At 70.1% G+C, this 13,193-nt stretch carries 18 protein-coding genes; 10 read left to right on the forward strand and 8 right to left on the reverse strand.

Going from position 1 to position 13,193, the window contains the following annotated elements; genetic code table 11:
• Positions 1-144: 144 nt before the first annotated feature.
• Entirely contained in the window at positions 145-603 is a 459-nt protein-coding gene (msrB, locus tag F9B98_RS00100; RefSeq protein ID WP_150951342.1) for a peptide-methionine (R)-S-oxide reductase MsrB, read from the forward strand.
• 38 nt (positions 604-641) lie between these two features.
• Positions 642-1,196, forward strand: coding sequence for a peptide-methionine (S)-S-oxide reductase MsrA (gene msrA, locus F9B98_RS00105; protein WP_150951344.1), 555 nt, complete (start codon positions 642-644; stop codon positions 1,194-1,196).
• Between the two features lie 43 nt (positions 1,197-1,239).
• Here the strand turns inward: msrA and F9B98_RS00110 are convergent, their stop codons facing one another.
• The gene (locus F9B98_RS00110; RefSeq protein WP_150951346.1) at positions 1,240-1,638 is read right to left on the reverse strand and encodes an arsenate reductase ArsC; all 399 of its coding nucleotides are present in this window, start codon (positions 1,636-1,638) and stop codon (positions 1,240-1,242) included.
• A 106-nt stretch (positions 1,639-1,744) separates the two neighbouring features.
• Here F9B98_RS00110 and F9B98_RS00115 point away from each other — a divergent pair, with 106 nt between their 5' ends.
• A complete protein-coding gene (locus F9B98_RS00115) occupies positions 1,745-2,977 on the forward strand; it encodes an NAD(P)/FAD-dependent oxidoreductase (protein WP_150951348.1) in 1,233 nt (410 codons plus the stop codon).
• Between the two features lie 18 nt (positions 2,978-2,995).
• On the opposite strand, the gene F9B98_RS00120 is transcribed toward F9B98_RS00115, so the two are convergent.
• From F9B98_RS00120 to F9B98_RS00130, 3 genes are read right to left on the reverse strand one after another with little or no spacing between them, the layout of a single operon-like run.
• A complete protein-coding gene (locus F9B98_RS00120; protein ID WP_150951351.1) occupies positions 2,996-3,496 on the reverse strand; it encodes a GNAT family N-acetyltransferase in 501 nt (166 codons plus the stop codon).
• Positions 3,493-4,446: a dipeptidase gene (locus tag F9B98_RS00125; RefSeq protein ID WP_150951353.1), complete on the reverse strand. Its 954-nt coding sequence runs from the start codon at positions 4,444-4,446 to the stop codon at positions 3,493-3,495. The genes F9B98_RS00120 and F9B98_RS00125 overlap by 4 nt, the downstream gene beginning before the upstream one ends.
• 1 nt (position 4,447) lies before the next feature.
• Entirely contained in the window at positions 4,448-5,185 is a 738-nt protein-coding gene (locus tag F9B98_RS00130; RefSeq protein ID WP_150951355.1) for a sulfurtransferase, read from the reverse strand.
• A 111-nt stretch (positions 5,186-5,296) separates the two neighbouring features.
• Here F9B98_RS00130 and F9B98_RS00135 point away from each other — a divergent pair, with 111 nt between their 5' ends.
• The 5 genes from F9B98_RS00135 (at position 5,297) to F9B98_RS00155 (ending at position 8,685) form a co-directional block, all read left to right on the forward strand.
• Positions 5,297-6,046 carry a glycosyltransferase family 2 protein gene (locus F9B98_RS00135; RefSeq protein WP_150951357.1) on the forward strand — a complete coding sequence of 250 codons (750 nt, stop codon included), beginning with the start codon at positions 5,297-5,299 and terminating at the stop codon, positions 6,044-6,046.
• Positions 6,043-6,876, forward strand: a complete 834-nt coding sequence (locus F9B98_RS00140; protein ID WP_191966595.1) for an endonuclease/exonuclease/phosphatase family protein — start codon at positions 6,043-6,045, stop codon at positions 6,874-6,876. Before F9B98_RS00135 ends, F9B98_RS00140 begins: the two co-directional genes overlap by 4 nt.
• Before the next feature lie 8 nt (positions 6,877-6,884).
• Complete coding sequence (locus F9B98_RS00145) at positions 6,885-7,460, forward strand: hypothetical protein (protein ID WP_225310161.1); 576 nt, start codon at positions 6,885-6,887, stop codon at positions 7,458-7,460.
• 191 nt (positions 7,461-7,651) lie between these two features.
• Positions 7,652-8,119, forward strand: a complete 468-nt coding sequence (locus F9B98_RS00150) for a DUF1348 family protein (protein ID WP_150951363.1) — start codon at positions 7,652-7,654, stop codon at positions 8,117-8,119.
• The gene (locus tag F9B98_RS00155; protein WP_150951365.1) at positions 8,119-8,685 is read left to right on the forward strand and encodes a TetR/AcrR family transcriptional regulator; all 567 of its coding nucleotides are present in this window, start codon (positions 8,119-8,121) and stop codon (positions 8,683-8,685) included. The genes F9B98_RS00150 and F9B98_RS00155 overlap by 1 nt, the downstream gene beginning before the upstream one ends.
• Before the next feature lie 74 nt (positions 8,686-8,759).
• Here the strand turns inward: F9B98_RS00155 and F9B98_RS00160 are convergent, their stop codons facing one another.
• Positions 8,760-10,289 (reverse strand): catalase, encoded by a 1,530-nt coding sequence (locus F9B98_RS00160; protein ID WP_150951367.1) that lies wholly within the window; start codon positions 10,287-10,289, stop codon positions 8,760-8,762.
• Positions 10,290-10,485: 196 nt separating this feature from the next.
• Here F9B98_RS00160 and F9B98_RS00165 point away from each other — a divergent pair, with 196 nt between their 5' ends.
• The gene (locus tag F9B98_RS00165) at positions 10,486-10,701 is read left to right on the forward strand and encodes a DUF2945 domain-containing protein (RefSeq protein ID WP_136587688.1); all 216 of its coding nucleotides are present in this window, start codon (positions 10,486-10,488) and stop codon (positions 10,699-10,701) included.
• Positions 10,702-10,815: 114 nt separating this feature from the next.
• On the opposite strand, the gene F9B98_RS00170 is transcribed toward F9B98_RS00165, so the two are convergent.
• Together F9B98_RS00170 and F9B98_RS00175 are read right to left on the reverse strand one after the other, a co-directional pair.
• Complete coding sequence (locus F9B98_RS00170) at positions 10,816-12,255, reverse strand: cryptochrome/photolyase family protein (RefSeq protein ID WP_191966596.1); 1,440 nt, start codon at positions 12,253-12,255, stop codon at positions 10,816-10,818.
• Positions 12,252-12,407, reverse strand: coding sequence for a DUF2256 domain-containing protein (locus F9B98_RS00175; RefSeq protein WP_150951372.1), 156 nt, complete (start codon positions 12,405-12,407; stop codon positions 12,252-12,254). The genes F9B98_RS00170 and F9B98_RS00175 overlap by 4 nt, the downstream gene beginning before the upstream one ends.
• A gap of 112 nt (positions 12,408-12,519) precedes the next feature.
• On the opposite strand from F9B98_RS00175, the gene F9B98_RS16215 reads away from it, so the two are divergent.
• Positions 12,520-12,651, forward strand: coding sequence for a hypothetical protein (locus F9B98_RS16215; RefSeq protein ID WP_263641774.1), 132 nt, complete (start codon positions 12,520-12,522; stop codon positions 12,649-12,651).
• Positions 12,652-12,699: 48 nt separating this feature from the next.
• On the opposite strand, the gene F9B98_RS00180 is transcribed toward F9B98_RS16215, so the two are convergent.
• A complete protein-coding gene (locus F9B98_RS00180; RefSeq protein WP_150951375.1) occupies positions 12,700-13,191 on the reverse strand; it encodes a pyridoxamine 5'-phosphate oxidase family protein in 492 nt (163 codons plus the stop codon).
• Positions 13,192-13,193: the final 2 nt, after the last annotated feature.

The following is a 13,193-nucleotide window of genomic DNA, read 5'->3' on the forward strand; positions in this document are numbered from 1 at the left end:
TGCGAAGGGCGGGGCTTGCCCGTGGCATCCGGGATCGAGAAGAACTCACAGCCCGCTCCCAGCCCCGAGGGACCAAAACCAGCGGGTCGCGCGTTCTCACCCATGACGCCCGATAACGGGCGACAGGACGAAGGGATACGCACCGTGAGCACGGAGTACCGGAAGACGTCGGAGGCGCTCAGCCGTCTCACCGACCGCCAGTTCGCCGTCACGCAGGACGACGCCACCGAACCGCCGTTCCGCAACGAGTACTGGGACAACCACGAGGACGGCATCTACGTCGATGTCGTATCGGGACAGCCGCTGTTCTCGTCGACCGACAAGTTCGAGAGCGGATCGGGCTGGCCCAGCTTCACCCAGCCCATCGACGACGCCGCCGTCGTGAACAAGACCGACCGCTCTCTCTGGATGACGCGCACCGAGGTGCGTTCGTCTGGAGCCGACAGCCACCTCGGACACCTCTTCGACGACGGCCCCCGCGACCGCGGCGGACTGAGATACTGCATGAACTCGGCCGCGATGCGGTTCGTGCCCGTCGCCGAGCTCGAGGAGCAGGGCTACGGCGCCTACCTCCCGCTCTTCCCCCAGAGCCGGGCCTCATGAACCTCTTCCCGTTCCGCAACCGCAGAAGGAGCAACACCATGACCAGCGGACCCACCGACACCGGCGAGATCACCCGCCGCCCCGGCACCGAGACCGCCGTCCTCGCGGGCGGATGCTTCTGGGGCGTCGAAGACCTCATCCGCCGTCAGCCCGGCGTGCTCGACACGCGCGTCGGCTACACCGGCGGTCAGAACGATTACGCGACCTACCGCAACCACCCCGGTCACGCGGAGGCCGTCGAGATCGTCTTCGACCCCACGCAGACCTCGTACCGCGACATCCTGGCGTTCTTCTTCCAGATCCACGACCCGTCGACCCTGAACCGTCAGGGCAACGACATCGGCACGAGCTACCGCTCGGCGATCTTCCCCCTCTCGCCCGAGCAGGAGAAGGTCGCGCGCGACACGATCGCCGACGTCGACGCGTCGGGCATCTGGCCCGCGAAGGTCGTCACGACCATCGAGCCCGAGGCACCGTTCTGGGAGGCCGAGCCCGAGCACCAGGACTACCTGATCCGCATCCCCAACGGGTACACGTGCCATTTCGTGCGTCCCGGCTGGGTACTGCCCAAGCGCGAGGAAGCCTCCGCGTAAGTCCCTTTTCGGGGCCCGGATGCCATGGCATCCGGGCCCTCTCCTATGTCAGGAGATCGTCGAGCAGGCGTTGCACCCGCCGCTTGATGTCGTCGCGAATCCGGCGCACCTCGTCGAGGCCTTTACCCGCAGGGTCGGTGAGCTCCCAGTCCTCGTAGCGCTTGCCGGGGAAGATCGGGCAGGCATCGCCGCAGCCCATCGTGATGACCGCGTCGGAGGCGCGCACGTCGTCGGTGAGCAGGAGCTGCGGCACCTCGGCGCTGATGTCGATGCCCTCCTCGGCCATCGCGGCCACCGCCATAGGGTTGAGGGCGGCACCGGGGGCGCTGCCTCCGGACAGCACCGTGACCCGGTCGCCGCCCAGGGCACGGGCGTAACCGGCGGCCATCTGCGAGCGGCCGGCGTTGTGCACGCAGACGAAGAGGATCGTGGCGGAGGTCATCCGTTCATTCTGACGCGCGTCGGTGAACGAACGGTGTCGTCGGTCGACCGGTGTTGCGGTGCGCAAGCCCCGCGAGCCTGAGCTCGACGCTCCTTAGGCTCGCGGCATGAGCGAGTACGACGTCGTCGTGGTGGGAGCAGGACTTGCGGGCCTGCGCGCCGCGACGCGCCTGGCCGAGGCCGGGCGCGACGTCGTGGTGCTCGAGGCGAACGACGCGGTCGGCGGGCGCGAGCGCACCGACATCGTCGACGGCTTCCGCCTCGACCTCGGCTTCCACGTGCTCAACCCGGCGTATCCGGCCGTGCGGCGCTGGGTCGACGTCGACGCCCTCGTCCTGCGGCGCTTCCCCGTCGCGGTCGGCGTGCGGCTCGACGACCGGGTGGCGCGGCTGGCGCATCCACTGCGGCATCCGGGATCGATCGCTGCGACCCTGGCGAGCGGCCTCGTGCGTCCCGCCGACGTCGCCGCGCTCGCGCGCTGGGTGGGCCCCACCCTGGTATCGGCGCGCGCCGCGAAGAGAGGCGGGGTCGCGCTCGACGAGGGCTGGGACCGCGCCGGCCTCCGCGGCCCCCTCCGCGAAGCGGTGCTCGAGCCGTTCCTCGCCGGGGTCATCGCCGACGACCGGCAACAGACCAGCGACGCCTTCGTGCGCCTGCTCATTCGCAGCTTCGCGCTCGGGCGTCCGGGCGTCCCCGCGGCGGGGATCGGCGCCCTCCCCGCGCAGCTCGCCGACACCGCGCGGCGGGCGGGTGCCGGCATCCGCCTCTCGCACCGCGTCGTGTCGACCCGGAGACGGGCGCACGGCTGGCACCTCGGGGTGGAGGGTCGGGATGCCGTGACCGCCCGCACCCTCGTGCTCGCGAGCGGCCTGGATCACGCCCTCGACGCCCCTCATCCGCGGACGCGGGGCCTGCAGACGTGGTGGTTCGCCGCCGATTCGGCACCCTCGAGCGACGCCGCGCTGCGTGTCGACGGACGCCGCCGCGGGCCGGTCGTCAACACCGCGGTGATGACGAACACCGCGCCGACCTACGCCCCGCGCGGGCGCCACCTCATCCAGGCCACGTGCCTGATGCCCTCGGACGCGTCGGAGGACGGCATCCGTCGACAACTCGCCGAGATCTGGGAGGCCGACACCCGGCCGTGGCGCCTGCTGCGCCGCGACGACATCGCCCACGCCCTGCCGGCCCAGGATCCCCCGCTCCGGCTGCGTCGACCCGTGCGTCTCGACGACGGTCGGTACGTGGCCGGGGACCACCGCGATTCCGCGTCGATCCAGGGCGCGCTGGTGTCGGGCCAACGCGCGGCGGAGGCGGTACTGGCCGACCTCGCGCGGTGATCGGGCTGAGGCCCCGCGCTACCCCCGCGCGGCGAGCGCCTCGAGCGCGTCGCCCGTGACCCGGCGGGTCGTCCACTCGTCCATGGCCTCGGCGCCGAGCGCGCGGTAGAAGCCGATCGCGGGCTCGTTCCAGTCGAGCACCGTCCACTCCAGGCGCGAGTAGCCGCGCTCGAGGCATTCCGCGGCGAGCGCGGACAGCAGGGCCACGCCGTAGCCGTTCGCGCGGTATTGCTCGTGCACGTACAGGTCCTCGAGCCAGATGCCGTGACGCCCGGTCCACGTCGAGTAGGTGAGGAACCAGATCGCGATCGCGCGGATTTCCCCGTCGGGCCCCGCCACGACGAAGGCGAAGGCGCGGGGGTCGTCGCCGAACAGCGTCTCGGTGAGCATCGCGGTGGTGTTGTCCACGGCATCCGGTTCGCGCTCGTAGTCGGCGAGCGCCTGGATGCACGCGAGGATCCCCTCTTCGTCGCCGGGGCGGGCGGGGCGCAGGACGGCGCCGTCTCTCAGGTCGGTCATGACAGGGGCTCCCAGCTCTCGGCCGCGACGCGGCGGAAGTTCCCGCCGAGCACGGCGGCGACGTCGGTGTCGTTCCATCCTCGCGCGGTCAGCGCCGAGCCGACGAGGACGAAGGTCTCGGGCGGCATCCACTCCATCGGTCCCCACCGGGTGTAGCTCGCGTCGTACAGCTCCGGCATCCGCACGATCTCGTCGCGGAAGGTCTGCCAATCGAACGAGAAGTCGGTGCTGACCCCGACGTGACGGATGCCGACGACCTCGACGGCGTGCTCGATGTGGCGCACCATCGCCTCGAGCGTGGGGGTGTTCGGCCCGAGGAAGATGCCCACGCCGGTGATGCCGACGACTCCCCCGGTCTCGGCCGCCGCGCGCGCCTGGTCGTCGGTGATGTTGCGGGGGTGCTCCCACACGGCGCGCATGTTCGAGTGGCTGAAGACCACGGGCCGCGTCGAGACGGCGCACATGTCGAAGGTGGTGCGGGCGCCCACGTGCGAGCCGTCGGGCACCATCCCGTGGGCGTTCATCTCGGTGACCAGGTCGCGGCCCCACGCGGTGAGGCCGTCGTCGACCGCGTCGAGGCACCCGCCGCCGGCACGGTTGGCGTGGTTGTACGTCGGGCCGAGGGTGCGTACGCCCTGCGCGACGAGGGGGGCCACGGCATCCAGGTCTCCGCCGAGGGGGCCGCTGTCTTCGAGGTCGAAGGCGACCGCGGTGTCGCCCCGCGCGGCGATGCGGTCGATGTCGGCGACGGTCGCGGACAACTCCAGCCCGTCGATGGCGTCGACCTGGGCACGGAAGGAGCGGAGGAGGGATGCCGTGAGCTCGGGCGCGTGCGGGGCGAAGCCGACGTTGACCGAAACGTACCCGCCGCCGGCTCCGCGGTAGCGCCGCAGGTCGCCGAGGTCGGCGGTCTCGACGAGCTCGACGCACGCGTGCTGGTCCCAGAGCACGTCAAGCTCCGCTTCGCGCGGCGAGCGCGGGGTCGAGCGCCTCGCGCTCGTCGAACACGAACAGGTCGCCGTCCCAGTGGGCGGCGCCCTGGGCCTCGAACCACCCGAGGATTCCGCCCTCGAGCTGGTACGCGTCCACACCCTCGGCGCGCAAGTGCAGCGCGGCCTTCTCGCAGCGGATGCCGCCGGTGCAGAAGCTCACCACGGTCTTGCCGTCGAGCTCGTCGCGGTGGGAGTCCGCGGCATCCGGGAACTGGGTGAACCGCTCGATGCGCCAGTCCTTCGCGCCGGCGAAGGTGCCGTAATCGACCTCGAACGCGTTGCGCGTGTCGACGAGCACGACCTCGCGGCCCTCGTCGTCGGCTCCGCGGTCGAGCCAGCGGCGGAGGGTCTCGGGCGTGACGGCCGGAGCGCGGCCGTCCTGCGGGCGCACCTCGGGGCGGTCCATGCGGATGATCTCGCGCTTGACCTTCACGAGCAGCTTGCCGAAGGGCACGGCATCCGACCAGCTCTCCTTCGTCTGCAGGGCCGTGAAGCGCCGGTCGGCGCGCAGCTCGTCGATGAAGCCGCGCACGGCGGGGGCGTTGCCCGCGAGGAAGAGGTTGATGCCCTCTTCTGCCAGCAGGATCGTTCCGCGCAGCCCCGCCGCGGTGGCCCGCTCGCGCAGCGCGACCCGCAGGGCGGCCGGGTCGTCGATGCGCGTGAACAGGTACGCCGAGACGTTGAGGACGGATGCCATGGCATCCACGATACGAAAGGTGCGGGGTGTCAGCTGACGACGCAGGCGTCAAGCCGGGAAACGCCCGTCGCTCACCGCGTAGCGTGGGAGGACTCGTCCCCGGGAGGAAGTGTGCCCCAAGGCCCCGCTGCGTCGGCCGTCACCGTCTCCGTCGTCATCCCCTGCCGCGACGACGGCCCGCACCTCTGGCGCTGCCTGCGCGCGCTCGCCGCGCAGACGGTCGCGCCGACCGAGATCATCGTCGTCGACAACGCCTCGACCGACGACAGCGCCGACATCGCCCGAGCCGCGGGAGCGCGCGTGGTGTTCTGCGCGGAGCGCGGCATTCCCGCGGCCGCGGCGGCCGGATACGACGCCGCACGCGGCGACCTCATCCTCCGTCTCGACGCCGACAGCCTCCCCTCCGCGACGTGGGTAGAGAGCATGGTCGAGGCGCTGGAGGATCCGACTCGAGATGCCGTGACCGGCGGCGCCGTCTTCCATGACGGTCCCGTGCGGGGGCGTGTGGCGATGGCGCGGCTGTTCCTCGGCACCTACGCCACGTTCGCGACCCCGGCGCTCGGACACACGCCGCTGTGGGGGTCGAATATGGCGTTCCGTCGCCGGGCGTGGGAGGACGTGCGCGACGAGGTGCACCTCGACCCCGAGCTGCACGACGACCTCGACCTGGCCTACCACCTCGGCCGGAGGCACCGGATCGCCCGGGTGTCGGGCGAGCACATGCGCGTCTCGTCGCGCACGGTCGAGCCCCGCCGCTTCGCGCGATGCTTCCGACGCGGCGCGGGCACGGTGTTCGCGCACTGGCCCGCGGACTTTCCCCCGGCGCGGTGGGTGCGCCGAGGACTGAGGGGGCGCTCGTGACCGGCATCCTGTTCCCGAACGTCGAGGCGCCCGACCTCCACGTGATGAGTTTCAACATCCGCCGACGCTTCGACCGGATCACCTGGCCGCCCGCCGACCGGTGGCCGATGCGCAAGGAGCGCCTGCGCACCTTCCTCGGCGCCAATCGCCCGCACCTCCTCGGCACGCAGGAGGCGATGCCAGACCAGGCGCAGTGGGTGCAGTCCTCGCTCGGCACGGATTACGGTCGCATCGGCCTGGGCCGCGGACCCCGGCGCGACGGCGAGGGCACTCCCCTCTTCTACGACCGCGAGCGCATCGAGGTCGAGGAGTGGGAGCAGGTCGCCCTGTCGGACACCCCGAACGTGCCCGGCTCGACGGGGTGGGGCAACACCATCCCGCGCATCGCGGTGATCGCGCAGGTGCGCGATCGCGCCACCGACGCGCGCTTCACCTTCGTCAACACGCACTTCGACGCGTTCTCGCGCCGGGCTCGCCGCCGCTCGGCCGTCTGGCTGCACGACCTCGTCGCGCAGCGCGAGCGCCCCCTGCTGTTCACCGCCGATGTGAACGCCCACGTGCGCTCGGGCGAGCTGGCGCAGATGTTCGCCGACGGCCTGCTCGTCGACACCTGGTCGTACGCCCCGGCCCGCCGCACCGCCGAATGGGGCACCTTCAACAACTATGCCGCCCCCAAGGTCGGCGCTCGACGCATCGACGCCCTGCTCGCGACCCCCGACGTCGGGGTGCGGGCCGTGGGCATCGATCCCCGACCCACGGGCACCCAGTGGCCGAGCGACCATCTCCCGGTTCAGGCGGTGGTGCGCATCCATCCCGGGGGGCCGTCGTGATCCCGGCGATGTACGCGAACCTGAAGCGGCCGCCTCGCACGATCGTCGAGTGGCTGGCCGATGCGGTGCGAGCCGTCGCGATCGTGATCGTCATCGTCTCGCTGTTCACGCTGCCGTTCACGGACTTCGCGGTGCTGTCGATGTCGCTGCCGGCGGTGATGCTCTCGCGCATGATCGGCCTGCGCTCGGGACTCGACCTGGTCACGTGCGTCACCGTGTTCGTGGCGGCCGGCAGCAACGTCATCGACCTGTACCGCGCGTGGACCGGGTGGGATCTCGTCGTCCACGCCGTCTGCACGGGCGTACTCGCCGCCGTCGCGCTCGTGCTTCTCGACGATGCACGCGTGATCGAGCCGACCGGACGCCGCCGGACGCCGATCGTGGTCGCCACGGTGGCCGGTCTCGCGCTCAGCGCCATGTGGGAGATGGTCGAGTGGTTCGGCTACCGCTTCATCACCGACGCGATCTTCGTCACCTACGACGACACGATCGGCGACATGATGGCCGGCGGCGCGGGAGCGCTGTTGCTGGGCATCGTGGCATCCCGCTTCCGCTTGACGCGGGCGGATCGCGCCGCACTGTAGACGGCGGGCGTCACCGGCCGCGGGACTCGCGCTCCGGCCCCGTCGTCACCGCGACCGTTTCGGCGAACACCCACACCGACCCAACGCCCCGCGCGCGGCGCGAGCCGCTTCTCTTGACGAGCCAGAGGTGGTTGTGTACCTTTCAGTACAGCCTGTACCTTTCAGTACAGCTAATCAGATCGGAGCCCGCCATGACCCGGCCACCCCTCCCCCCGTTCACCGCCGTCACGGCTGCGCAGAAGGTGCGCGCCGCTGAGGACGCGTGGAACACCCGCGACCCCGAGCGCATCTCGCTCGCCTACAGCGTCGACAGCTGGTGGCGCAATCGATCCACCTTCGTGCAGGGCCGCGCCGCGATCGTCGATTTCCTCGCCGACAAGTGGCAGCGCGAGCTCGACTACCGCCTCATCAAGGAGCTATGGGCCTTCACCGGCGACGTCATCGCCGTGCGCTTCGCCTACGAGTACCGCACCGCCGAGGGGCAGTGGTTCCGCGCGTACGGCAACGAGAATTGGCGCTTCGACGAAGATGGCCTCATGACCCACCGTCACGCGAGCATCAACGACGTCGCCATCGACGCCTCGGAGCGCCTCTTCTTCTGGGACGCCTCAGGCCCGCGCCCGGCGGACCACCCGAGCCTCAGCGACCTCGGCCTCTGATGGCCAAGACCCTCCTCGATCGGTCCGACGCGGTGCGGGCCCTCGCCGGCGTCTTCCGTCGGCGAGGGTTCGAGAGCGGTTCACTGTCGGTCATCCAGCACGAGACCGGAATCGGCCGCGGGAGCTTGTACCACTTCTTCCCCGACGGCAAGAGCGACATGGCCCGCGCCGTGCTCGACCAGGTGAGCGTCTGGTTCGACGAGCACGTGTTCGAGCCTCTGCGTGCGACTGAGAAAGGGGCTGATGCCGTCCGCGCGATGTGCCGCGAGGTGGGCGCATACTTCGTCTCACGCGAGCGCGTGTGTCTGTACGCGGCCATGACCCTCGGCGAAGAACGGGCAACCTTCGCCGAGTCGGTCCGTGCCTATTTCACCGACTGGGTCGAGGCCTTGTCGACAGCTCTTCAGCACGGAGGCCTCTCCGACGACGCGGCTGACGCGGCGGCGCTCGATGCGGTTGCGACCATCCAGGGCGGGCTGATCCTCGCCCGCGCTTACGACGACGACCAGACTCTCCTCGACATCGTCGCCCGGGTCGAGAAGCGCCTGCTCGACGCGCTCGCCTGACGAGCCGGGCCTCCGCGCCGATCAGACCGGCGGCACCCACTTGCGCGGATGCCGCCGGCCCCGTCACTCCGGTTTCAGACGCGGCCCGCCACGTCGCGCCCGACGAGGTCACCATCGGGGTTCGGCTCGCTGAGCTGCTCGTCGGAAGCGGTCGACCCCTCGAGCGGTGGGAGCCCCGCCTCGACGCGGGAGCCGATCTCGGCATCCACGTTCTTCCAGTACTGCACGGCGCGCTCGCGCACGTCGGCGCGGGTCACTCCCCCGACGTGCCCGGTGATCGTCTCGACGAGACGGTCGCGCTCCTCGGCCGACATGACCTCGCGCACGAGGGTCCCGGCCTGGCCCCAGTCGTCGTCTTCGGGGTGCAGGGTCGCGGCGGAACGCACGAGCTCCCCGTCGCTGTGCCAGCCGCCGTCGCCCGCGCGGTGCGGATCGGCCGCGGGGCCGCCAACCGAGTTCGGCGCGTAGACCGGGACCTCGGGCGGGTTGTACTCGTAGCGCATCGCGCCCTCTTTCGAGTACGAGTGCACCTCGGTGTGCGGGCGGTTGACCGGCAACTGCTGGTAATTCGTGCCCACGCGGTAGCGGTGCGCGTCGGCGTAGCTGAAGATGCGCGCCTGCAGCATCTTGTCGGGGCTGCCGTCGATGCCGGGGACGAAATTCGACGGCTCGAACGCCGCCTGCTCGATCTCGGCGAAGTAGTTGCCCGGGTTGCGGTTGAGCTCCATCGTGCCGACCTCGATCTCGGGGTAGTCGCTGTGCGGCCACACCTTCGTCAGGTCGAACGGGTTGAAGCGGTACGTCTTCGCGTCCTCGTAGGGCATGATCTGCACCTTGAGCGTCCAGGTGGGGAACTCGCCCCGCTCGATCGCGGCGTACAGGTCGCGGATGTGGAAGTCGGCGTCCTGACCGGCGATCTGGTCGGCCTCGTCCTGCGTGAGCGTCTTGTGACCGAGGTCGGTGTGGAAGTGGTACTTCACCCAGAACCGCTCGCCCTCGGCGTTGATCCACTGGTAGGTGTGCGAGCCGTACCCGTTCATGTGACGCCAGGATGCCGGGATGCCGCGGTCGCCCATGAGCCAGGTGACCTGGTGCGCGCTCTCGGGCGACAGCGTCCAGAAGTCCCACTGCATCGTGTTGTCGCGCAGGTGACTGCCCGGCAGACGCTTCTGCGAGCGGATGAAGTCGGGGAACTTGATGCCGTCCTTCACGAAGAAGACGGGGGTGTTGTTGCCGACGAGGTCGTAATTGCCCTCGGTCGTGTAGAACTTGAGCGAGAACCCGCGCGGGTCGCGCCAGGTGTCGGGGCTGCCCTGCTCGCCGGCGACCGACGAGAAGCGCGCGAGCATCTCGGTCTCGACTCCCGGCTGGAACAGCGCCGCGCGGGTGTACGCCGACACATCGCCCGTGGTGCGGAAGGTGCCGAACGCGCCACCGCCCTTGGCGTGCACGACGCGCTCGGGCACCCGTTCGCGATTGAACTGAGCGAGCTTCTCGATCAGGTAGTGGTCGGTGAGGGCGATGGAACCGTCGGCTCCGACGCTCTGGGAATGTTCGTCGCTCGCGACGGGCGCTCCGCCGTTCGTGGTGGTCGGCTCGGTCATGGCTCTCCTCACATCGTGGGCCGCGAAACGAAAGGCCCACCCCCGACGCTACGCAGGGGGTCCGACATCGACGAGGCATTGCGCTTCGCCCGTCGAGCATCTAGGCCCCACCGTGCAGCGCGCGTCCGTGTCAATCCCCCGAGTCCCCCCGCGCCGCCTCGACACCATGGCGGAACCGAACGAGAGGAACGAGAGCATGTCGAAGGATCTGTCGAAGGGCGACCGCGTCAGCTGGGACACCCCGCAGGGCAAGACGCAGGGCGAGGTCGTGGAGAAGAAGACGAAGGACTTCCAGCACGACGGCCAGAAGTTCACGGCATCCGATGACGACCCGGCCTACATCGTGAAGTCCGAGAAGTCGGGCTCGACCGCGGCCCACAAGGGCTCGTCGCTGAACAAGCTCAAGAGCTGAGCGCGTGCTCGGCCGTGCCGGGCTCCGGAGATTCCGCGGACTCGCGTCCGCCCGCGTCGCCCTGACCGGCCGCGCACACCGATCGTCCGGAGCCCGGCACAGCGAACGCCCGACCTACCCCTTCGCGTCGCGCCGCTTGCGCATCTGCGCCAGCGCGAGGCCCAGCCGGTGGTTGCCGGCCAGAACGTCTTCGTGCCGCTCGAGGAACTCCCAGTACGCGTCGGTGAAGACCGAGTCCTTGGCATCCTGTGCCGAGGGCCACCACGACCCCATCTTCTGCAGGTAGGCCCCGCCCGAGACGTACGGCTTGGTCGCGACGAACCCGCCGTCGGCGAACTGACTCATGCCCATGACGTTGGGCACCATGACCCAGTCGTACGCGTCCACGAACAGCGCGAGGAACCACGCGTTGACCTGCCGGGGTGCATAGCCCTGCAGGAGGAACCAGTTGCCCAGCACCATGAGCCGCTCGATGTGGTGCGCGTAGCCCCGACGGTGCACGCGCTCGAGCACCGTGCGCACGGGGATCGGCAGGTCACTCGGCATCCGCTCTCCCGAATACCAGTACTTCTGGACCCTCTTCTCGAGGTGCAGCGCGTTGACGTGCTCGAGCTTCGGGTGCGCGCGGTACATGCCCCGCATGTACTCGCGCCATCCGATCACCTGGCGGATGAACCCCTCGACGGATGCCAGGGGGGCTTCGGTCCGCGTCGCTGCGGCGACCACTTCTTCGACGGTGAGCAGGCCGATGTTGAGCATCGGCGAGATGATCGCGTGGAAGAGGAACGGCTCGTCGGCCTTCATGGCGTCTTCGTACCGGCCGAAGTCGTGCAGGCGCTCGGCGACGAAGACGTCGAGCCAGTCGCGCGACTCCTCCGGCGTGACGGGGAGCCAGAAGTCGGCCGCGCTCCCGGGGTGCTCGGGGTAACGCTCGTCGACCTCGGCGATCACCGCGCGGGTGATCTCGTCGTGCGCGAGCTGCGGCAGGGCGGGGATGTCGACGCCTTTCTTCGGCAGCGCCTTGCGGTTGTCGGCGTCGAAGTTCCAGCGGCGCCCCGCCGGCTTCCCGCCGTCCATCAGGATGCCGGTGCGCCGGCGCTGCCAGTGGTAGAAGTCCTCCATGAGGGGCGTCGGGTGCTCGGCGAACCAGGCGTCGACGTCGTCTTCGGGGGTGAGGAACAGCCCGTCCGAGAGTACGTCGGTGTCGACGTCGTGCGCCCGACAGATGCGGGCGATGCGCTCATCGACGGGGCGGTTCGGGTCGCTCATCCACGTCAGTTCGGTGACCCGGTGCTTCTTCAGCAGGCGCTCGAGCCCCGCTTTGAACGTGAGGTCGTCGTCGAGGGTGATGCGACGTACGGTCTTGCCCTCGGTCTCGAGGCGAGCCGCCGTGTGCCGCATCGCCGAGACGAGGAGGACGATCTTGTGCCGGTGGTACGGCAGCTTCGCGAACCGCGGCGCCGACTCGATGAAGAAGAACTCCTCGATCCCATCGTCGGCGTACGCGGGGTGCTCCGCGAATTGCTGCGTTGCGAGGATCAGCGCGGCCCTCACGCGCGGCGCCTCTGCTTCGCGGCGTTCGCGCGACATCCGCGCGAGCAGTACAGCACCTGGTCCCACTGGTCTCGCCCGCTCCACCGTTTGCGATCGGTGAACGGGCGCCCGCAGTAGGCGCAGGGCTTGGAGCGCACCTCGGGTCGTGACATGTCGTCATCGTCGCGCAGCGCACATCCGGCATCCGGGGGCTTGCGCTGGCACGCCGACCCGGTTCGCGCAAGGCCCGCGCGGCGGGCGGGGCCGCCGTGGTCGTCTGGCGCGATGGACAGCACACCGAACCGCACGAACGACACCGCCGACGAGCCCGACGAGCTCGAGACCGCCGACGCCCCCACGATCCCCGACACGACCGACGAGGGCGACGCCCCGGTCGACAACCCCTCGGGCGGATGAACGACGAAGAGCCCCGCACCGGCACGGTGCGGGGCTCTTCCACGTATGTCAGTCGGTGAGGTCGAACTTCTCGTTCTCGCCGCCCTTGGGGCGGTCCCCCGTCACCTTCGAGGTCACCAGGGCGATCGCCGTCGCGAGACGCCCACCGGCACTTCCCCAGTACTCACCGGTCAGGGCCGAGACCTTCAGCAGCGTCACCCCGGGTGCTTCAGGACCGTCCGGGAACCAGGCCTCCACACTCGTGGACCACAGTTCCTTGAGCTTGGCGAGGTCATCGACCACCTCGGCCTCCCCGGCGAGCGAGAGCCAGGTGCCGTCGGTGCTGAACGACAGGCCGACCTTCGGGTCGCGGCGCACGTGCTCGACGGCCGAGGCGTGCGTCCCGACGATGAACCACAGATCGCCGTCGGACTCGTGCTCCTGGACCGTCAACGGGTGCGCGTGCAGGGCACCGTCCTCGGCGTGGGTGGTGACCATGGCGAAGCGGAACTTCTTGAGCAGATCGTTGAGCGTGTCGAGCTCGGACGCGGTGGTGGACATGG

Source organism: Microbacterium testaceum StLB037, from assembly GCF_008763945.1.
Taxonomy (GTDB): Bacteria; Actinomycetota; Actinomycetes; order Actinomycetales; family Microbacteriaceae; genus Microbacterium; species Microbacterium testaceum_G.